Source organism: Constrictibacter sp. MBR-5 (genome assembly GCF_040549485.1).
Taxonomy (GTDB): domain Bacteria; phylum Pseudomonadota; class Alphaproteobacteria; order JAJUGE01; family JAJUGE01; genus Constrictibacter.
Genome location: NZ_JBEPTK010000009.1, coordinates 127,302 through 146,878 on the forward strand (window position 1 = coordinate 127,302; position 19,577 = coordinate 146,878).

At 69.0% G+C, this 19,577-nt stretch carries 20 protein-coding genes; 9 read left to right on the top strand and 11 right to left on the bottom strand.

Translation table 11 applies throughout. The features are described from left to right. Positions 1-56 precede the first annotated feature (56 nt). The 6 genes from nadE (ABIE65_RS18270) to ABIE65_RS18295 all read right to left on the bottom strand — a co-directional run bounded on the left by nadE (ABIE65_RS18270) (position 57) and on the right by ABIE65_RS18295 (position 6,758). On the bottom strand, positions 57-1,037 hold the full coding sequence (gene nadE, locus ABIE65_RS18270) for an NAD(+) synthase (RefSeq protein WP_354079706.1): 981 nt from the start codon (positions 1,035-1,037) through the stop codon (positions 57-59). Continuing rightward, on the bottom strand, positions 1,034-2,605 hold the full coding sequence (locus ABIE65_RS18275; RefSeq protein ID WP_354079708.1) for a class I adenylate-forming enzyme family protein: 1,572 nt from the start codon (positions 2,603-2,605) through the stop codon (positions 1,034-1,036). Before ABIE65_RS18275 ends, nadE (ABIE65_RS18270) begins: the two co-directional genes overlap by 4 nt. Before the next feature lie 237 nt (positions 2,606-2,842). Beyond that, positions 2,843-3,106, bottom strand: coding sequence for an acyl carrier protein (locus ABIE65_RS18280; RefSeq protein ID WP_354079710.1), 264 nt, complete (start codon positions 3,104-3,106; stop codon positions 2,843-2,845). Then, on the bottom strand, positions 3,090-5,045 hold the full coding sequence (asnB, locus tag ABIE65_RS18285) for an asparagine synthase (glutamine-hydrolyzing) (protein ID WP_354079712.1): 1,956 nt from the start codon (positions 5,043-5,045) through the stop codon (positions 3,090-3,092). Before asnB ends, ABIE65_RS18280 begins: the two co-directional genes overlap by 17 nt. Before the next feature lie 103 nt (positions 5,046-5,148). Then, a complete protein-coding gene (locus ABIE65_RS18290) occupies positions 5,149-6,255 on the bottom strand; it encodes a hypothetical protein (protein ID WP_354079714.1) in 1,107 nt (368 codons plus the stop codon). A gap of 200 nt (positions 6,256-6,455) precedes the next feature. Then, positions 6,456-6,758, bottom strand: a complete 303-nt coding sequence (locus ABIE65_RS18295; protein WP_354079716.1) for a YciI family protein — start codon at positions 6,756-6,758, stop codon at positions 6,456-6,458. A gap of 130 nt (positions 6,759-6,888) precedes the next feature. On the opposite strand from ABIE65_RS18295, the gene ABIE65_RS18300 reads away from it, so the two are divergent. The 4 genes from ABIE65_RS18300 (at position 6,889) to ABIE65_RS18315 (ending at position 10,591) form a co-directional block, all read left to right on the top strand. Further along, positions 6,889-7,842, top strand: a complete 954-nt coding sequence (locus ABIE65_RS18300) for an esterase-like activity of phytase family protein (RefSeq protein ID WP_354079718.1) — start codon at positions 6,889-6,891, stop codon at positions 7,840-7,842. 3 nt (positions 7,843-7,845) lie between these two features. After that, complete coding sequence (locus ABIE65_RS18305; RefSeq protein WP_354079720.1) at positions 7,846-8,805, top strand: DMT family transporter; 960 nt, start codon at positions 7,846-7,848, stop codon at positions 8,803-8,805. Next, positions 8,802-9,725 (top strand): DMT family transporter, encoded by a 924-nt coding sequence (locus ABIE65_RS18310; RefSeq protein ID WP_354079722.1) that lies wholly within the window; start codon positions 8,802-8,804, stop codon positions 9,723-9,725. Before ABIE65_RS18305 ends, ABIE65_RS18310 begins: the two co-directional genes overlap by 4 nt. A 98-nt stretch (positions 9,726-9,823) precedes the next feature. Then, positions 9,824-10,591 (top strand): hypothetical protein, encoded by a 768-nt coding sequence (locus tag ABIE65_RS18315; RefSeq protein ID WP_354079724.1) that lies wholly within the window; start codon positions 9,824-9,826, stop codon positions 10,589-10,591. A 197-nt stretch (positions 10,592-10,788) separates the two neighbouring features. Here the strand turns inward: ABIE65_RS18315 and ABIE65_RS18320 are convergent, their stop codons facing one another. Next, positions 10,789-11,043 carry a hypothetical protein gene (locus tag ABIE65_RS18320; protein WP_354079726.1) on the bottom strand — a complete coding sequence of 85 codons (255 nt, stop codon included), beginning with the start codon at positions 11,041-11,043 and terminating at the stop codon, positions 10,789-10,791. 199 nt (positions 11,044-11,242) lie between these two features. On the opposite strand from ABIE65_RS18320, the gene ABIE65_RS18325 reads away from it, so the two are divergent. The 3 genes from ABIE65_RS18325 to ABIE65_RS18335 all read left to right on the top strand — a co-directional run bounded on the left by ABIE65_RS18325 (position 11,243) and on the right by ABIE65_RS18335 (position 13,378). Beyond that, positions 11,243-11,689, top strand: a complete 447-nt coding sequence (locus ABIE65_RS18325; protein WP_354079728.1) for a PaaI family thioesterase — start codon at positions 11,243-11,245, stop codon at positions 11,687-11,689. A 124-nt stretch (positions 11,690-11,813) separates the two neighbouring features. Beyond that, complete coding sequence (locus ABIE65_RS18330; RefSeq protein WP_354079730.1) at positions 11,814-12,986, top strand: thiolase family protein; 1,173 nt, start codon at positions 11,814-11,816, stop codon at positions 12,984-12,986. A 5-nt stretch (positions 12,987-12,991) separates the two neighbouring features. Beyond that, positions 12,992-13,378 carry a Zn-ribbon domain-containing OB-fold protein gene (locus tag ABIE65_RS18335; protein ID WP_354079732.1) on the top strand — a complete coding sequence of 129 codons (387 nt, stop codon included), beginning with the start codon at positions 12,992-12,994 and terminating at the stop codon, positions 13,376-13,378. A gap of 105 nt (positions 13,379-13,483) precedes the next feature. Here ABIE65_RS18335 and ABIE65_RS18340 read toward each other — a convergent pair whose 3' ends face one another. Beyond that, complete coding sequence (locus ABIE65_RS18340) at positions 13,484-14,023, bottom strand: hypothetical protein (RefSeq protein WP_354079734.1); 540 nt, start codon at positions 14,021-14,023, stop codon at positions 13,484-13,486. Between the two features lie 79 nt (positions 14,024-14,102). Further along, positions 14,103-15,617, bottom strand: coding sequence for an NAD(+) synthase (gene nadE, locus ABIE65_RS18345; protein WP_354079736.1), 1,515 nt, complete (start codon positions 15,615-15,617; stop codon positions 14,103-14,105). 143 nt (positions 15,618-15,760) lie between these two features. On the opposite strand from nadE (ABIE65_RS18345), the gene ABIE65_RS18350 reads away from it, so the two are divergent. Next, a complete protein-coding gene (locus ABIE65_RS18350) occupies positions 15,761-16,270 on the top strand; it encodes a ferritin-like domain-containing protein (protein ID WP_354079738.1) in 510 nt (169 codons plus the stop codon). Between the two features lie 28 nt (positions 16,271-16,298). On the opposite strand, the gene ABIE65_RS18355 is transcribed toward ABIE65_RS18350, so the two are convergent. Next, positions 16,299-17,417 carry a patatin-like phospholipase family protein gene (locus tag ABIE65_RS18355; protein WP_354079740.1) on the bottom strand — a complete coding sequence of 373 codons (1,119 nt, stop codon included), beginning with the start codon at positions 17,415-17,417 and terminating at the stop codon, positions 16,299-16,301. A 364-nt stretch (positions 17,418-17,781) separates the two neighbouring features. On the opposite strand from ABIE65_RS18355, the gene ABIE65_RS18360 reads away from it, so the two are divergent. Then, positions 17,782-18,795, top strand: coding sequence for a UDP-glucuronic acid decarboxylase family protein (locus tag ABIE65_RS18360; RefSeq protein WP_354079742.1), 1,014 nt, complete (start codon positions 17,782-17,784; stop codon positions 18,793-18,795). A gap of 27 nt (positions 18,796-18,822) precedes the next feature. On the opposite strand, the gene ABIE65_RS18365 is transcribed toward ABIE65_RS18360, so the two are convergent. Beyond that, on the bottom strand, positions 18,823-19,575 hold the full coding sequence (locus ABIE65_RS18365) for a TIGR04290 family methyltransferase (RefSeq protein ID WP_354079744.1): 753 nt from the start codon (positions 19,573-19,575) through the stop codon (positions 18,823-18,825). Between the last annotated feature and the right edge of the window lie 2 nt (positions 19,576-19,577).

A 19,577-nucleotide genomic window follows, 5' to 3' on the forward strand; every position in this document is an offset into this window, starting at 1 on the left:
GCCGGCATTCCATCTCGACCGACAAGTCCCGCCCCTACGAGAGGTCATTTTCGCGGTCACGCGATCTCTTCGACCGGCTCCATCAGCACCGGCGCGAGATGCAGATACCGGGTCGTGCTGCGTTTGGCGTCGATGGAGCGCCAGACGCGGTGGAGTTGGTCGACGGTGATGCCGGCGGCGGCGGCCACTTCGGCTTCCGCAATGCCGTGGTTCTTGCCGTAGAGGCAGAGGTCCATGCGGTCGTAGGGGAGCGCGAAGTAGAATTCCTCCTGGGTCTGGGCCATGGAGAAGGTGTCGGTCGACGGCGGGCGCGAGCGGATCTCCTCGGGGATGCCGAGGTGGGCGGCCAACTGGTAGACCTGGGACTTGTAGAGGTGGGCGATCGGCTTCAGGTCGGCGGCACCGTCGCCGTTCTTCACGAAGAAGCCCTGGTCGTATTCGACGCGGTTGGGCGTGCCGATGACGGCGTAGTTCAGCAGGTCCGCGTAGTAATATTCGAGCATCTTGCGGGTGCGCTGCTTGAAGTTGGTCGCGGCCACGATGGCGGCGTAGACCTCGGGCTTCGGGCGCACCTTCACGACGCGCCCGTCGGGCGCCTGCGCCACCAGCGAGGTGATCTGGTAGCTGTCGGTCTCGACGATGTTCGGCAGGACCAGCTTCATCTTCCAGTCGGGGCCGAAGTTGGGAATGTCCCGGCGCACCGCCTCGTCGCGGCGGCGGTAGCAGCCCGCACCCTCGAGGATGGGCGTGATCGTCTCGACGGCACCACGCACGCCGAGCGCGTCGGCGACCATGGTGCTGAGGCGCAGGCTGTCGTCGGAGGAATCCGTCTCCGGCATGTGCAGGACGAAGACGCGGTCCTTGCCGAGCGCTTCGGCGCACAGGGCGGCGCAGACGCTGCTGTCGATGCCGCCCGACAGGCCCAGCACGACGCCGCGCCGGCGGAGGTCGCGGCCGACGATGCGGCGGATCTCTGTGGTGATCGATGCGATCGCCGCGTCGGCGTCGATGCGCAGGGTTTCGGCGGAAAAGCTCAAGCTGCTGCCTCCTCGGCGAGCGCTTCGGCGAGAAGCGCCTTCTTGTCGATCTTGCCCGTGTTGCCGAGCGGCAGGGCGTCGCGAAAGAACACGCGCTGCGGCACGGCGAAATCCTCGAGCCGCACGGCGCAGTGGCGCAGCACGGCACGGTCAGCGAGAGCCGCATCGCCGCGCAGCACGAGATAGGCCCGGATCGACTGGCCCAGGATGGGATCGGGCACGCCGATCACCGCCGCCTCGGCGACCTCGGGGAGTTCGCACAGCACGTTCTCGATCTCGCGCGGGCTGACCCGTTCGCCGCGCGACTTGATCATCTCGTCGCGGCGGCCGACGAAATAGTAGAAGCCGTCTTCGTCGCGCCGGAACGTATCGCCGGTGAACAGCACCTTCTCGCCGGGCACCGGGCCGTCGCGGAAGGTGCGCGCCGTCGTCTCGGGCTGGCGCCAGTAGCCGGGCATGACGTTGGAGCCGCGCACCACCAGCTCGCCCTCGCCCGCACCCTCGATCGGGCGGCCGTCGTCGTCGACGAGATAGAGTTCGCTGTTCGGCATGCCCTTGCCGATCGAGGACGGCCGGATGTCGATCTGGTCCGGCGGCAGGTAGGACGCCCGCTTGCACTCGGTCAGGCCGTACATCGAGAAGACTGTGAGATGCGGCAGCAGCCCGCGCAGGCGCCGGATATGCTCGACCGGCAGGGCGGCACCGGTATTGCTGAGATAGCGCAGGCCGGACAGGTCGAACTTCGACAGGTCGAGGCGCAGCAGCATCGCCAGCATGGTCGGCACGATCGGGAAGCCGGTCACCTTCTCCGCCGCCACCTTCTGCAGCACGGCGGCCGGGAAAGCGAAACTGCGCTCCAGCACCAGCGTGCCGCCGAAGCGCACGCACATCAGCAGCTGGTAGAGGCCGTAGTCGAAGGCGAGCGGCAGGGCGCTGAGGATGACGTCCTCGGGCGTGTTGCCGAGATATTCGATGATGGAGCCGGAGGCGGCGACGATGTTCCGGTGCATCGAGATGACACCCTTGGGCTCGCCGGTCGAACCCGAGGTGTAGATCAGCGAGGCGAGGTCGGCGTCGATGCAGCGCACGGCCGGCGGACCGGCGACACCGGCCCGATCGGCGATCAGGCCGCCAAACGACAGCGGGGCGATGCCGCCGACGGTCTCCCTGGCCGCTTCCGCATCGGTCAGCAGGACGTGGCGCAGGTCCGGCGCCTCCTCGCCCGCCGCCGCGAGTCGTGCCAGATGGCCGGCGTCGGTGACCAGCGCCACCGCACCGGAGTCGCGCAGCACGTAGCCGAGCTTGCCCGGCTTCATGCTGGGGTTCAGGACCATGTAGGCGCCGCCGGCCTTCAGCGTCGCGAACAGCGAGACGACGCATTCGACGCCGTTCTCGAGCTGGATCGCCACCCGGTCGCCGCGCCGCACGCCGAGCCTGGCCAGCGCATGCGCCAGCGCGTTCGCCCGCGCGTCGAGCTCGGCATAGGTCAGGCGCTCGGATCCTGCGACCAGCGCCGTCTTGTCGGGATGGCGAGCGGCACTCGCCTCCAGGAAATGCTGGACCAGCATGTCAGCCTGTCCTTGCCAAATCGGTTGTCTCGGTTACCGGGTGCGGGTCGAGGAAGCCACCGTCCCGGCCAGCCGCCGGAGGCGGCGCCGCGCCGGGACCCGGGGGCCGGCGCCGTGGCGGCGGGAGCATTCCCCGGCCAAGCCAGCGCGCTCGCCCTGGGTCCCGGCTCTTCGCGCCTGCGGCGCTGCGGCCGGGAAGGTCGGTACTACGGCAACATTCTCCGTCGGCCTCCGACGTCAGGCCGCCTGGGACTGCTTCTTGCGCGCGACGAAGGCGGCGATGCGCTCGATGGAGTCGAGATTGTCCGGCACCAGCTCGTCGTCGCCGACCGTGACGCCGTAGCGGCTCTCGATGTGCGCGACGATCTCGGCCACACCCATGGAATCGATGATGCCCGACTCCACCAGCGAAGACTGGGCGGTCAGGGTCTCGTCGTCCTGGCCGAAGAGGAAGTTCTCGACGACGAAGGCACGGATCTCGGTCTCAAGCGGCTCGGTCATGCGACATCTGCCCAGCGAAGTTGTTGACGAAACGGTCGGCGAGAAGCTGCGTGGAGAGCACCGCGACGACGGCCATGTCGTCGCGCGTGCCGGTCACCTGCCCCTTCGCCGCCTTGGCGAGGAGGCGCGTCACCGCCCCCGGATTGAAGACGCCGTCCTGGGACAGCCGCTCCGGCGTGGTCAGTGCCGCAACCCAGTCGGCACGCGCCTTGCCGGTCGCGGCGTCGTAGAAGCTGGCAGTGCCTGGCGCCCGGTAGGGCTGCTTGGAGCGGGCGCGCACCACCTCGGGGATCAGCCCGGCGGAAGCGTGCTTGAGCAGGAACTTCTCGTTCAGGACGCGCATCTTGAGGCGCGGCGGCAGCTTGGCGGCGAAGCTGACGACGCGATGGTCGAGGAACGGGAACCGCCCCTCCACCGCATGCGCCATCGCCATCCGGTCGCCCTGGGTCGCCAGGATGTAGCCGGGCAGCAGGTGCTCGGTCTCCAGATACTGCGCCTGGCAGAACGGGTCCCAGGAGGCGAAGGCAGGCGGCAGCGTCTCGGCGAGTTCCGCATAGACGTCGTAGCCGGCGAGCTCGGCCTTGAAGGCGTCGGACAGGAACAGCTTGGTGCGCGCCGTCATGCCCCAGCGCGGCTGGTGCGAGAAGAACGGGCTGGCCAGATCCTCCGGCCGGGCGTTGAAGAAGCCCTGGAGATAGGCCGCCGGCTGCTTCTGCAGGTCCGGCATGTAGGGGTAGAGCCGCTGCAGCAGCTTCGGCCGCAGCACCGACTCCGGCTGCTGCGCCCAGAAGCGGCGGACCTTGGCCTCCTTGAAGATGTCGTAGCCGCCGAGCATCTCGTCGGCGCCCTCGCCGGTCAGCACGACCTTGTAACCGCTGTCGTGCACGAAGCGCGACAGCAGGAAGAGCGGCGCCGGTGCCGTGCGCAGCATCGGCCGCTCGGCGTGCCAGACGACGTCCGGAAAAACGCCGGCGATGTCGCCGTGGCCGATGCGCATGCTGGCATGGTGGGTGCCGAGCGCCTCGGCGGCAGCGTTCTGGTACTGCGTCTCGTCGAAGGCGCCGTCCTCGAAGCCGACCGAGAAGGTGTCGAGCCTGACGCCCAGGCGCTTGCGCGCGATCGCGGTGACGACGGTGGAATCGAGGCCGCCGCTGAGATAGCCGCCGACCGGCACGTCGGCGCGGAAGCGGATGCGCACGGCGTCGGTCAGCAGGGTCAGCAGGTCGTCGGCGGCCGCGTCGACCGAGGCCGGCATCGCGACTTCGGAATAGTCCGCCTGCCAGTGGCGCCAGGTGCGCACGCCGGTGTCGTCGACGCGCATCGAGGAGCCGGGCGGCAGTTCGCGCACGTCGCGGAACACGGTGCGCGGCGGAATCGGCGCCCAGATGGTCAGCAGCTGGTCGATGCCACGCGGATCGATCTCGGCGCCGACGTCGGGATGCACCAGCAGGGCGCGCACCTCGGAGGCGAAGACGAAGGCGGACGGCGTCTCGGCGTAATAGATCGGCCGCACGCCCAGCCGGTCGCGCGACAGGAACAGGCTCTTCGCCTTGGTGTCCCAGACGGCGAAGGCCCACTGGCCGTTCAACTCGGCGACGCAGTCGGGGCCCAGTTCCTCGTAGGCGACGAGCAGGACCTCGGTATCGGAATCGGTCCGGAAGCGCCGGCCGCGCGCGATCAGGCGCTCGCGCAGCTCGACATAGTTGAAGATCTCGCCGTTGAAGGTGATGCGGTAGCGGCCGTCCTCGCTGGCCATCGGCTGGACGCCGCCGACGAGGTCGATGATGCTGAGCCGCGCATGGGCCAGTGCGACCGGCCCGTCGACCTCGACGCCACTCGCGTCCGGTCCGCGGTGATGAACGGCGCGGATCATGCGCCGGGCGACAGCCTCGTCGGCGCCGTTCCCGTGGCGCCGCAACTCTCCCGCGATGCCGCACATGCGGATCGTACCCCTCGACGACTAGGTTCCGGCCGCGAACGACACGGCCGATGCAAACGCTTCTATATAACCGCCTTTTAAGGTCGGCTTAACGGCGGCTTCATCACAGGGTGAAGAGATCGCCGAAGCGTGTCCATTTCTCCCCGTCGAGCGCCGTCAGCAGGGCGCGGCCGCGGTGGAAGGCGTCCGCCAGCTCGGGACGGCGGGAATGGACGACCGTCCATTGGTTGGCGAAGAAGAAGCAGCGCTGGCCCTTGTACGAAGGCAGCCGCGGCGGCTTCACCGTGCCCGTCAGAACCGCCGCACCGCGCGATGCGGCGTCCGACGCCATCGCGCTGAGCAGGAAGTCGTAGCGTCCCTCCCGGGCGTAGGAGAACAGCACCTCGGCATAGCCGTCGGCGCGCAGGATGTAGGCGAAGGCGCCCATCGGCTGCTTGCCGTCGGTGACCGTGTGGCAGACCAGGGTGCGGCCCTGGGCCTTGGCCTCGAGCTGGCGCATCAGCCAGGCGATGCTGTCGCGGTCGTAGACGCCGACGATCTCGTAGGCCCTGTGCCGGGCGATGAGCTGGAGCAGGAAGTCCGGGTCGAACGGCGCCAGGACCGCATCCACGCGCTTGCCCGCCGCCATCCGGGCCAGCACCCGCGCGCCGGCGATGTCGACAACGCCGCCGACGCGGTGCAGCCAGCGCGACATGGGCAGCGCCGTCTTGCGCTCGGCCTCGACCACCTGCAGCAGGGCGCGCACCGGGCGGATCGGCCGGAACCAGTCGAAGCTGTAGCCGGCGACGACGGCACCGCCCGCGGCCTCCCACATCCGCCGCGACAGGTCGTTCGACGTGTCGGTCAGCGAAAGGTCCTGCGGGCCGGTCAGGAAGCGCCGCACCAGCCCGATCGCCGAGAAGGCGTCGACCTTGCCGTCGGGGCCCGGCCGCACGACGAAGTTGCCCGGCACGGCGACCAGAATCTGCTCGCCGCGAAACGTCATGCGGCGTGCTGTCGCACCGATGAAGCCGTTCAGCCGTCCGTCGGCGCCGAAGCAGACCAGCGGCGCGATCTCGGGATGCAGCCAGGGATGGTCGAAATAGACCTCGCGCGCATGCTCGGTCAGCGGCCCGGCGCGGCGTTCGGCCGCCGGCGTGTTGGCGAGCAGGAGGTCGACCACCGCGGGCAGGTCGGCCTCGGTGCAGGGCCGGATGTCGATGGCAGGCATGGGGTGGGCTCGCTCTACGGCCGACGGGACGCGCTGGAACCGATCGCACGCCGGGTGCTTTATAAGGAGACTTCGTGTCGGCGTCAGCCGGCGCGGACACCTCACTGTCGCACGGATCGCGCGGCGCAGGTCTGTACAAGCGAGGCGGCGGCATCCCTCAGCAGGGTAGCCGCCGCTCTCGCGAGCGGGCCACGGCGAAATCAGCTTTTGGCGGGACCGCCGACCGCCGCCCGGAACGGCACCACCTCGATCTTCTGCCAGACGCCGCCCGTGACGTAGGGGTCGGTGCGCAGCCATTCGTCCAGTTCCGCCCGCGTCGCGAAGTCGACGATGCAGCACGAGCCGATCATGCCGCCGGCATCGTCGAGGATCGCCCCGCCGATCAGGATGCGCCCCTCCTCGGTCATGCGGCGCGCGCCGACCAGATGCGCCTCGCGCACCGCCTGCCGTCGGGCTGGCGCCTCGGGGTCGGTGCCGTCATAGGCGGTGACCAGGAACTGCATGCGGGTCCTCCCATGTTCGCGTCGAACGTGCAAAGCGCCGGTTTCGACACCTTGCCTTAACCCGATGAGCGTACGATGCTTTCCTGCATCGGCGCCAACCGGCGCAACCCTACCGCAAGCGGGAGAGATTGTGCTCGGTCTCGTGAAGCGCCTTCTGGCCGTGGCGATGTTCGTCCCGGCCGGCGCCTGCGCCATGCTGGGGCAGCCCACCGACGAGGAACCCCTCCTTTCCTTCGTCGCGATGGTCGATCTCGGCCGCCGCGACCTGCTCGGCGGCGTCTCCGGCCTGGAGGTCGATGGCGACGGGATCACGGCGACCGCGGTGCGCGACGACGGACTCGCCCTGCAGTTCCCCCTGGCGTTCGACGCCGACGGCAAGCTGGTGGATGTCGGCGCGGTGCGCGCGGCCCCCCTGGGCGGCGTCGACCTGGAGGCACCGAAGGGCACGCGCGACGCCGAGGCGCTGCGCCGCCTGCCCGACGGATCGTGGCTTGTCGCCTACGAGGGCGACCATCGCGTCGTCCGGCACGCCGCCGACTGGGCGGGCCTGCTCGCGCCGCCGATCAGGCTGGACCTGCCCGCCGACATCGCGACGCTGCCGCCGAACAAGGGCCTGGAATCGGTCGCCGTGGCCGGCGACGGCACCATCGCCATCCTGGCGGAAGCGAGCGGCGACGACGGCCTGCACCGCACATGGCTCCGCCGCGACGGCAAGTGGATCGGCCGCTCGTACCGGACCGACCCCGCCTACCAGCCGACCGACGCGGTCTTCCTGCCGAACGGCGACCTGCTCGTCCTGGAGCGGGCGTTCTCACTGCTGCTCGGGGTGCGCTGCCGGCTGACGCGGGTGCCCGCGGCGGACGTGGCGAAGGCCGAAGCCTGGGAAGGCCGCGTGCTGGGCGCCATCCGCCCGCCGGCCCCCGAGGCGGAGGACAATTTCGAGGGGCTGGCGCTGCTGCCGGAAAAGGACGGGGCGGTAAGGCTGCTCGCTGTATCGGACGACAATTTTTCCGACCTGCAGCGCACCCTCCTGCTGCAGTTCACGCTGACCTATCAGGCCGCCGGCCCGAACAAGGGGCGCTAATCCGTGGCCGGGACAGATGCGGCCGCCGTCGTCCAGCCCCTGGACACGCATCCCCTGGCGGCCGCCTGTCTGATGCTGGGCGCGACGGCGTGCTATGCGTCGATCACCTTGATCGCCCGCCATCTCTCCGGCGAGGTGCACGCGTTCGAAGTGCTGTTCTTCCGGAACATCTTCGGCCTCGTCATCATGCTGCCCTGGCTGCTCCGGATCCTGCAGCCCGGCATGCTCCGGGCGAAGCGGATCGGGATGCACGGCGTGCGCGCCGGCTTCAACTCGCTGTCGCTCGGCTGTTGGTTCCTGGCGGTGGGCTTGATGCCGCTGGCCGACGCCACGGCGATCACCTTCACCGCGCCGCTGTGGGTCACGATCTTCGCCGCCCTCTTCCTCGGCGAGAGGGTGCGGATCCGCCGCTGGAGCGCCACCATCCTCGGCTTTCTGGGCGTAATGATCATCCTGCGGCCGGGTTCGGGGGGCAGCGGCCTCGATCTCCTCGGCCCCGGCGCGCTGCTGGCGCTCGCCGCCGCAGCCTCCTGGGCCCTGACGGTGGTGACGCTGCGGTCGCTGTCGCGCAGCGAGCGGCCGGAAGCCGTGATGACGTGGCAGGTGCTGCTGATGGCGCCGATCTCGCTGCCGGCCGCCCTGTTCTTCTGGACGACGCCGTCGGTGACCGAACTGCTCTGGATGGCCCTGCTCGCGGCGCTGGCCACGGCCGGCCAGTTCTGCCACATCAAGGCGCTGAAGCTTCAGGACATCACGGCCCTGCAGCCGATCGACTTCGTCAAACTGCCGATCATCGCCGCAATGGCCTTCTTCCTCTACGACGAGATACCGAGCGTGTGGACGTTCCTGGGCGGCATCGTCGTCTTCGTCGCCGCCAGCTATGTCAGCTGGCGTGAAGCGCGGATCAAGCGTGGCCGCGCCGTCGCGGCGCGTGTCGCCGACGCTGCGGCCGGGAGGTCGTGACGCCGACGCGGTTGGCCGCGGCCTTCGCCCGGTTCGAGGCCGCCCCGCCGCCGCTGCGCGCCGCCGTCTTCGCCACGCTGTCGGCGCTGTTCTTCTCGTGCATGAGCGCGCTGATCCGCCATGCCGGGACGGAGCTGCATCCGTTCGAGGTGGTGTTCTTCCGCAACATCCTGGCGCTCGCCTTCATGATGCCGTGGCTGGCGGGGGTCGGCATCTCGGCGATGCGGACCCAGCGGCTGGGCGGCCACGTGCTGCGCGCGCTGTTCAGCCTGGGCGGCATGCTGTGCGGCTTCACGGCGGTCACGCTGATCCCGATCACCGAGGCGACCGCGCTCGGCTTCACGGCGCCGCTCTTTTCGACCATGGGGGCGGCCCTCATCCTGGGCGAGACGGTCCGCCTGCGCCGCTGGACGGCGATCATCGTCGGGTTCGCCGGCACGATGATCGTCCTGCGGCCCGGCATCGAGGGGCTGTCGCTCGGCTCGCTGCTGGCGATCGCCAACGCCGCCTTCGCGGCCTCCTCGATCCTGGTGGTGAAGTCGCTGTCGCGCACCGAGCGGCCGGAGGTCGTCGTCACCTACATGACGCTGATCCTGACGCCGCTGTCGCTGATCCCGGCCCTGTTCGTCTGGCAGTGGCCGAGCCTGGAAATGCTCGGCTGGCTGACGGCACTCGCCTTCTGCGGCACCGTCGGCCACATCTTCATGACGCGAGCCTTCGGCGCGGCGGACGTCACCGTCGTGCTGCCCTTCGACTTCGCCAAACTGCCGTTCACCGCCCTGATCGCCTTCACGATCTTCGGCGAGATCCCGACCGTCTGGACCTGGATCGGCGGTGCCGTGATCTTCGTCGCGACCTTCTACATCGCACACCGCGAGACGGTGCTGGCCCGGCAGCGGCGGGCCGCCGGCGGTACCTGAACAGTTCCCCGGTCACCCGGCGCCGCAGGAAGTGCTAGGATCGGTCCGGGCACCACCGTTCGCGGCACTGCGCGCGCCAGACGGCGGGAGGGGATGCGATGACCACCGGACGTGCGCCGCTGAAGGATGCCGGCGACCTCGCGCGCGAGTGCATCGTCTACGGCGCGATCGTCGTCGTCGCCTGCGGCCACGCGATCCTGGCGGTGGTCATCGTGACCGGCTTCCTGACGGGACACTTTCCCGACTGGCTGAACGGCTCCGAACGCCACAACCAGGTCCGCAACGTCATTGAACTCCTCTATTTCCTCTCCAGCCTGGGGCTGGTCGTGGTCGCGATCCTCGCGCTGCGCTTCGCCAAATCCCAAGCCGATCAGAGCCGCAGGCAGAACGAGATCGCGCAGGAGCAGGCGGCGCTCTCCACGCGGACGGCACAGGCCGCCGTCTACATGCGGCTGGTCGAGCGGATCGCCTGCAGCGAGATGGTCTTCGGCGGGCAGCTGCGCACGCTCATCGTGCGGCAGCATGCGGCGAGCGACGGCTCACTGCCGCTCGGCGAGTTCGCCTCGCACTGCATCGAGGCGCTCGACGACGACACCCGCGGCAGTTTCATCGGCTTCCTGATCTTCCTGGAGGACATCGGCCTGCTCGCGCGGCGTCGCTACCTGTCGATGGACGACGTCTTCCATCTCCTCGAAGGGCCGCTGAAGGAGTTCAACGACGCCTTCCTGTTCCACTTGGAGAAGATGCGGGCGGCGTCCTACCAGCAGCGCATGTGCGACAACGCCATCTGGCTGCTGAAGGAGATCGTCGGCTATACGCCGCAGGAGGCGCTGCCGGCGGAGCGCGGGGCGTCGCAGCCGGTCTGACGGCGGCCTACTTGTCGCCCGGCACCGGTTCAGGCCGCTGCTTCAGGGGGATGTCGCGGGACGGATGATAGTGCGCCGACATCGTCGGCCCGACGCCGATCCCGAATGCGCAGGCGATCATGTCCAAGCTCCCTCAGGGCACGAGCCCGATATCACCGCGATATGGTGAGCGATCGGCCGCCCGTCATCCCGCCTCGTCATCCCGGCCCGCCACCGGGTGTCCCATCCTCAGGGTCGGCATCCTCGGACTCGGCGTCGAACACCACCGGGGGGCCGAACTCGCGTTCCAGTTCGTCCTCCAGGCGCTGCAGATCCTCCGGCACCGGCATGCCGAAGGCGCGCATGCCGTCCAGTTCCTGCTTGAGACGCATCCAGATCTCGTGCCGGTCGCCCTGCTCGCCTTCCATCTCGGTCAGGAGCAGCGACAGGCGGGCTTCGAGGTGGGGGTCCATGCTGGCCTCTGTGTCTGCGGGACCCGACTGAACCATCATCGCCGGGCACGGGCAAGCGTCACGGCCTGCGGCGTAAGCGCCGCGAGGCTGCCGGATCGCGCCTCCGTCACCCGCATACGGCCGACGACGCCGGAGGTTCCGCAGGGGCACGGTTCATGCTTCCTTGGGCGCAACCGCTCTCGAAACATCAGGACCGACCGTGACCGACCAGACGACCCGCCCAGGATACCGCATCCCCTATCCCCGTGACCCCTTCGAACTCTATGTCGGCCCGTTCTGGACGCCCGAGGGCCCGGAGCCCGACGGCACGGTGACGCTGACGGTCGAGGCGCGGCACTGCAACGGCGGCGGCGCGGTGCACGGCGGCATGCTGGCGACGATGGCCGATCTGGCCCTGTGCTGGGTGGCGGTCATGGACCTGCCCGACGAGCGCGTCGTCACCGTGTCGCTGACCACCGACTATCTGAGCGGCGCGGTCGAGGGAGAAACCCTCGTCGCGACGCCGGAACTGATCCGCCGCACCGGCTCCCTCGCCTTCTGCCGCTGCGAGATCCGCGCATTCGACGGAAAGGATTCGGATCCCGCCGGCCGGATCGTCTCGTCCAGCACCGCCGTGCTGAAGCGGATGCGCCGGACGCCACGCTGAGCCGTGCGCGGGCCCGGCTCGGAGAGGTTCCGGAGGCGTCCCCGGATCGGGGCCTTGTCAGGACAAATGCGTCCCCCTACCCTGCGGCCACCTCAACCACGAAACCGAGAGGTGGTGGACCCCTATGAGCATCAAAGGCAAGGCCTACATCGCTGGGATCTATGAGCATCCCACGCGCAAGGCCGTCGACAAGTCGCTGGCGCAGCTGCACGCCGAAGTGGCTGCCGGCGCGCTGAAGGACGCCGGCCTGACCGTGGACGACGTCGACGCCTACTACTGCGCCGGCGATGCGCCGGGCCTCGGCCCGCTCTCCATGGTCGACTATCTCGGCCTGAAGAACTGCCGGCACATGGATTCGACCGACACCGGCGGCTCGTCCTACGTGCTGCATGTCGGCCACGCCGCCGAGGCGATCGCCGCCGGCAAGTGCAAGGTGGCGCTGATCACGCTCGCCGGCCGTCCGAACGCCGAGGGCATGGCGACCGGCACCGCGCCGCGCGTCTACAACCAGTCGGCGCCCGACGTCCAGTTCGAGTTCCCGTTCGGTCCGACCGTCGTCAACATGTACGCCATGTGCGCCATGCGCCACATGCACGAGTACGGCACGACCAGCGAGCAGCTCGCCTGGATCAAGGTCGCCGCGTCGCATCATGCTCAGCACAACGAGCACGCGATGCTGAAGAAGGTCGTCACGGTCGAGGACGTCGTCAACTCGCCGATGATCTCCGACCCGCTGCATCGTCTGGACTGCTGCGTCATCTCCGACGGCGGCGGTGCCATCGTCGTCGTGGCGCCCGAGGTGATGAAGAGCCTCAACCGTCCGAAGATCAAGATCCTGGGCGCCGGCGAAGCGCCGAAGCACCAGATGGGCGGCCAGATCGACCTCACCTATTCCGGTGCGCGCTGGTCGGGCCCGGCGGCGTTCGCCGAGGCCGGCGTCACGCCGAAGGACATCAAGTACGCGTCGATCTACGACAGCTTCACGATCACCGTGCTGATGCAGCTGGAAGACCTCGGCTTCTGCGAGAAGGGCCAGGGCGGCAAGTTCGTTTCCGACGGCAACCTGATCTCCGGCGTCGGCAAGCTGCCGTTCAACACCGACGGCGGCGGGCTCTGCAACAACCACCCGTCGAACCGCGGCGGTCTGACCAAGGTGCTCGAGGCGGTCCGTCAGGCCCGCGGCGAGGCGCACCCGAAGGTGCAGGTCCCGAATTGCGATCTGGTTCTGGCGCACGGTACGGGCGGCTCGCTCGGCACCCGCCACGGCAGCGCCACCGTCATCCTCGAGAGGGAGTGATCACCATGGCCGAGAGGAAGATCCCGGCGCCCGAGCCGAACCCGGAAACGAAGGCGTTCTGGGACAACTGCGCCGCGGGCAAGTTCACCGTCGGCAAGTGCAAGGACACGGGCAAGCTCTACTGGTACCCGCGCGCCCTGTCGCCCTTCACGCTCAGCGACAACACCGAGATGGTCGAGGTGTCGGGCAAGGGCACGATCTACTCCTACAGCGTCATGCGGCGCTCGCCGGAGATGTACTGCATCGCCTACGTCACGCTCGACGAGGGCACGACGATGATGACCAACATCGTCGACACCGACTTCGACAGCATCAAGGTCGGCCAGAAGGTGAAGCTCGTCTTCAAGCCCACCGACGGCGGCCCCCCGGTCCCCTGCTTCACGCCCGCCTGACCGGGCGACCAGCAGGAGCGTGAGACGGAACGCCCGGGCGAAAGCCCGGGCGTTTTCGCGTTGGGGGCCGGCCGGGCTTCGTGCGGTGGCCTCCCGCCCCAGGGGTCATGCGTCCGGCCGCCGGGGCGCATCGGCCTCCGGGCCGGCGGCGAAGGCTTCTTCCTCGGCCTGCACCAGCTCCCGGTGCGCGACGGCCAGTGCGGCACCCCAGACGAGATGGGCGGCGATCATCAGGAGGTTCCGGCGGGCCGGATGCCCGGTGGCGGGGCGCAGCGTCCCGAGGGTCGGAATCCAGCCGAGGTAGCTGGCCGCCCATACCGCGACGCCGTAGATCGATCCCGTCGCCACCGTCGGCCGCGACCGTATCAGCGGCAGGAGCGCTCCGGCGGCGGCGCCGTAGACGAAGTGAGCCGCCATTGTCGTCTCCTGCGGGCCGGCGTCCCGGTCGGGGCCGTCGTCGTCCCGCCGGGCGGGCGTCAGCCGCTCGGTCAGTTCGCGCGGCGGCAGGGGATAGCGTTCCTGCTGCGGCAGTCCGCGGTGGAGGCGCCGCATCGCCATCGTCATGGGGAGGGTCGCGACGAACCCCGCTATGGCACCCGTGACGATCCGCGGGACGTGCCGGCGTTTCGAACGGGCTCGGCGCATCGGTTCTCCTCCCCGGCATGAGCGCGGCTCGCTCCGGCGAACGCGGTGCGCGGTGTCGCCCGCATCCGGTACGACGGCGTCACGCACGGCGCTGCTCCACCATCCTCTTCCCCAGTTCGAGGGCGTTGCGGATCGTGGCCGCGATGACCTGCTTCGGTCGTCCCTGGAACCGGTGCTCCTCCGCGATCGGCTCGCGTCCCCTGACCGCCGCGCCGATATGGACGAGGCCGGCGGGCTTGCCTTGGTCCGGGCCGGGTCCCGCCACCCCGGTGATCGACAGCGCCAACCGGGCGCCGGGCGCCCGCTCCAGCGCCCCCGCCGCCATCTGCCGCGCGACCTCCGGATCGTAAGGGGTCTTCTCGCGGATCAGGGATGCCGACACGCCCAAGGCGTCGCTCTTGAGGGACGAGCAATAGGTGACGAAGCTGCCTTCGAGCACGCCGGAACTGCCAGGCGCGGCGGCGACGCACGCCGCCAGCAGACCGGCGGTGCAGGATTCCGCCGTGACCATGCGCATGTCGGCGGCCTCGAGTGCCCTGGCGAGCTGGTTCGCCTGATCCTGGAGATCGCCGGAAAAGCTGGAATGCGCCTCGTCCGCCTTCATCACGGCAGGGCGGAAGAGCCGGGCGTCGAGCAGGTCGAGCGCGTCGAAACGCTCCGCCGCCGGATGGCCGAGCCGGATCGGATTGAGCCGCTTGTGCCACGTCGTCCGCAGGCGGCGCAGGACGGCCTCGACGGCGGAGCGCGCCCGCTCGTCCGCGCCGATGTCCAGGCTTGCCACCAGTTCGTCGCGGCCCAGACCGGGGTTGCGGACGAGCGTCTCCATCAGCGCGAAAACGGTAACGTCCCACTCGAGGTAGGTGGCGCCGATCTGCGCCTCGTCGCCCTCGCCGATGCCGAGGCCGTCAGTCGGGTTGGCCCGCCAGGTCCTCTCCGGCACGCCGTAGGCGCGGGCCATCCAGGGGACTTCCCAGGATTTCAGCAGGGACTGGATCGGCGCCAAGTCGCCGACGTCGCCGTGGAGCGTCCAGAATCCCGCGCCGAGTTCGGAGAAATTGTCGGTGCTGGCGACGAGGCCGCCGAACCGGTGCGCCTGATCGTACAGCGTGACCATGCGCAGCCGGGCGCGGACGTTGCCGCGCCTGACCCGGAATGCCTCGGCGTCCCCGGCCGGAAGCCGCTCGTCGAGGCCACCCAGAGCGCCGACGACGCCGCGATAGGGCTCCGAGAGGTCGAGATGGTGGTGCTCGATGCTCAGGGCGCGGCAGGCCTCGACGCCGCGCTCCGTCTCCTCCGGGTTCTGCTCGATCGGCAGGCTGAAGCCGACCACGCGCCATCCCGCCCGCTTCAGCATCGCCGCAGTCAAGGCGCTGTCGACGCCGCCCGACATGCCCAGCACGGCCGTCGATACGCCCGCCTGTTCACGATAGGCCGCCATCTCGGCCACCAGCTTTTCCCCGACCGCCTCCAGTTCGTCGCCTGGCAGGAACAGACCGCGGTCGACCTGCTCGCCCAGGCGGCAGTCGAACCACGGCGTGAGCCCGCCCCGGTTCGACTGCCGGGACAGGTCCAGGATTTCAGCCCGAGTTGCCACGGTCGTTTGTCTCCCCTGCATGTCGAGATCTGCCGGGAGGAGACATTTGCGGCACCCTAATGGTTCCGGGGAACGAACGCCGATCCGCGAGGTTGTAGGGGCGAACCACCGCGCGTGGACTTCCGGAAAAGATGGAGACGGCTATGGCTACCGCAGAAGAACGGCTCGTCGAGTGGCTGCGCGATGCGCATGCGATGGAAGAGCAGGCCGAGAAGATGCTCCGCGACACCGCGAGCCGCATCGAGAACTATCCGGAACTGAAGGCACGGCTGGAAAGCCATGCGTCGGAGACACACCGCCAGGCGGAACTCCTGGAGGGATGCCTGAAGCGCCGCGGCGCGAGCGCTTCCACCATGAAGGACCTCACAGGCAAGCTCACCGCGCTGGGGCAAGGGCTGAGCGGCATGTTCGTGACGGACGAAGTGGTGAAGGCCTCCATGGCGAGCTACACCTTCGAGCACATGGAGATCGCCGCATACCGCTCGCTGATTGCCACCGCGGAGGCGGCGGGCGACCACGAGACGAAGCAGATCTGCCAGCAGATCCTGGCCGAGGAAGAGGCGATGGCATCCTGGATGGGCGAGAACATCTCGTCCATCACGCGCCGCTACCTGGACCTCGACGCGCAGCACGGCACCACCGCCAAGCACTGAGGCGGCAGACGGCGGAGGGGAAGGGTTCCTAAGCGGGCGCCTCCCGCTTCGTCTCGCGACGGATGCGATGCAGGACGAACCCGCGCCGTCCCGTCCTTCCCTCATCCAGGCGGAGCCGGTCGAGAGCTGCCGCCATGTCCAGAGCCCCAGCTTTCCACCGATCCGCCATGGTGGCGGGCGAGAAATCATACTGTTTCTCGGAGGCGGCATCATGGTCCGCCGACCGGTAGCTCAAGTGGAGTACGGCCGTGCCGGAGCGCCGCGCGGCGGCCGCGGCCATCTGCAGCCCCGGTTCGCTCAGGCGGTCGGGAGGAACGGCGTCGGCCGCCTCCCCCAGCAGCCGGCGGAGCCGGTCCTCTCGCTGCAGGCCGGCGAGAGCGGTCTCTGTCTGGTTCGCCAGCAGCAGGTCGAGGCGGCGTTCCTGTGCGCGGAGGAGCGAGTCCGGACGGCCACCGTCCCGGGCGAACAGATCCACCACGAAGCAGATCAGATCCTCGTCGGGCCGGTCCGTCAAAACGGCATCGACCGGGGCGTTCGCCGTCAGCGCGCCGTCCCCGAGCAGCCGCCCCTCGATCTCCGTCGGCTCGAACTCCGGCAGGAACCCGCAGCTGGCGAGCAGGTGGTCTGGTCCGATACGATCGCCGGCGGCGGTGTCGAATGTGACGGCCTCACCGGTAGCGATATCGGTCGCGACCACCGCGACGCTCACGTCGCCGCCGTTGAGCCGGTCGAAATCCGCCATCCGTTCCAGGGTCGCGCGCAGCGGCGAGAGGTCATAGATCCCCAGTGCGCCGCTGAACAATTCTGGTAGCGGCTTGGGATGGAAGATGCCCCGGCGCCCGACGGTGCGTACCTGAAGCGCGCTGAGCCAGTTCGCCATACTCCGCCACGATCCGCCGTAGGATCCGATGCCGTGGAGCGCCGGCAGCAACGATGGCATTTCGGTCCAGAAGGCGCGCAGCCGGCGCACCCTTTGAGACGGCTCGTTGCCGGCGATCAGCGCGGCATTCACGGCACCGATCGACGAGCCGGCAATCCTGTCCAGTGGCGTGCCGAACGTCCGGTCCATCCCGGTATAGGCGCCGGCCTCATAGGCGCCGAGCCCGATACCGCCTGCGAGCACCAGAGCCACCCTCGTGTCCGACATCGCTGCTCCTCGCCGCCTCGTATGGTGCGGGCACGCACACATTCCCGAACCGACGGGCCGTCAGGAGCCCGGCGGCTCCCGCACATCCGCGGTCAGTCGGTCCTGTAACCGCCCGCCGAGACGCACGTTCCCCCCGATCGGACACGCTCGACCGAACAGGCACGACCGCAGAACAAGGAGGGACGAAATCGCGGGCAGGCGGCACACCTTCGCTACAGACGCAGTACAGCCGCACGCGCCATCCCGCGCATATCCGGCCGGAAGGGGTGCGATTCATCCGAGCCGCACCGGCCCCACCGGTGCAGCAGCAGGAACCGGGAGATCAAAACATTGTTAAGCCGCTAGCCCTTACCTGGAGAGACAGATGGCAGTGGTTGATCGCGACACGGTGGTCGTTGCTGGCGGCGCCGGTTTCATCGGTTCTCACCTGTGCGAACGGTTGGTGGACCGCGGATCGTTCGTTGTCTGTATCGACAACCTGCATACCGGCACGTTGCAGAACCTGAGGTCGCTGGACGGCCATCCCAGGTTCTCTTTCGTCCATCACGATGTCACCGCGCCCATCGCCATCTCCGGGCCCGTCCATCGCATCTTCAATCTGGCGTGCCCGGCTTCGCCGGTGCATTACCAGGAAGACCCGGTCGCCACGTTGCGCACCTGCGTACTGGGTGCGTGCAACCTCCTCGACCTGGCGAGGACGAAGAAGGCGCGTATCCTGCAGGCCTCGACGAGCGAGGTCTATGGCGACCCCGAAATACACCCCCAGCCGGAACACTATCGCGGCTGCGTCAACATCACCGGTCCCCGGGCCTGCTACGACGAGGGCAAGCGGGCGGCAGAGACACTCTTCTTCGACTATCAGCGGATGTACGGGCTGGAGATCAAGGTGGCCCGCATCTTCAACACCTACGGGCCCCGCATGCTGGAGAACGACGGGCGCGTGGTCTCCAACTTGATCGTCCAGGCACTGCGCGGGGCCCCCCTCACCATCTACGGCGATGGCTCGCAGACCCGCTCCTTTTGCTATGTCGACGATCTCGTCAATGGGCTCGAGTTGCTCATGGACAGCGCGCCGACGATCATGGGGCCGGTCAACCTCGGCAACCCGTCGGAACTCAGCATCGCAAAGACGGCGCGCACGATTCTGGAGATGGTGGGCTCGCCTTCGGACATCGTCCATCGTCCACTGCCCGTCGACGACCCGCGCCGGCGGCGTCCGGTCATCGACGAGGCGCGCAACCTGCTGGGCTGGTCGCCGCGTATTCCCCTGGAAACCGGCCTGCGGGCGACGATCGACGATTTCGCCGCCCGCCTGTCCACGGGCAAGCCCTCCAAGCGGCGCGCTCGCGCCGCGGTCGCTCAGGCCTCGATGGCCTGAAGCGACCCTTCGCCGCGCGGGCGACGCCTAGAGCGCGGGGGGCGGATGCCCCGCAGCGGCATGGCTGCGCCGGCACAGGTAGACCTCGCGCTCGGGGTGCGCGACGATCTCGAAGCCCGCACTGCGCAGCATCGCCTCGGCCGCGGCGCGGTTCGGAATCCACCAGTTGGTCGGATCGCCCGCGTAGCGATCCTCGACGAAGTAGAGGCAGGGATAGTCCGGCTGGTCGAAATGCGCCTGTTCGTCGAAATCATAGTCCGGTGCCACCGCGGCCACGGCGTCGGGACCGCGCTGCATCGACTGGAACAGGAGCAAGTCCCCGACCGCGTGCCGGTGGAGCAGGTCGAGCGCCAGCAGCGGGTGGCGCAGGTGGTACAGCACGCCCATGAAGATGACGAGATCGAATTTCTCGCCCAGCTGCGCGACGTCGTAGACGGACATCCGGCGGAACTCGATGTCGTGGCCGAGCACCTCCGCCGCGAAGCGCGCCTGGGCCAGATAGCGTTCGTCTGAATCCACGGCGACGACCCGGTCGGCGCCGCGCCGCTTCATCTCCATGGCGTAGAAGCCGCCGTTACACCCTATGTCGAGAACGGTGCGGCCCGTCAGGTCGTCCGGTACGGCGGCGGCGAAGCCGCGCCACTTGAACGCGGGATAGTCGCCGAGGAAATGGTCGGGCGCCGTCGGCACGCCGTGCAGGTCGATATTGTGAAACCAGGGCCCGAGGCCCCGCAGACCCGCGACGATCTCCTGCCGGCTCCATTGTCTTTGCGCACGCACGT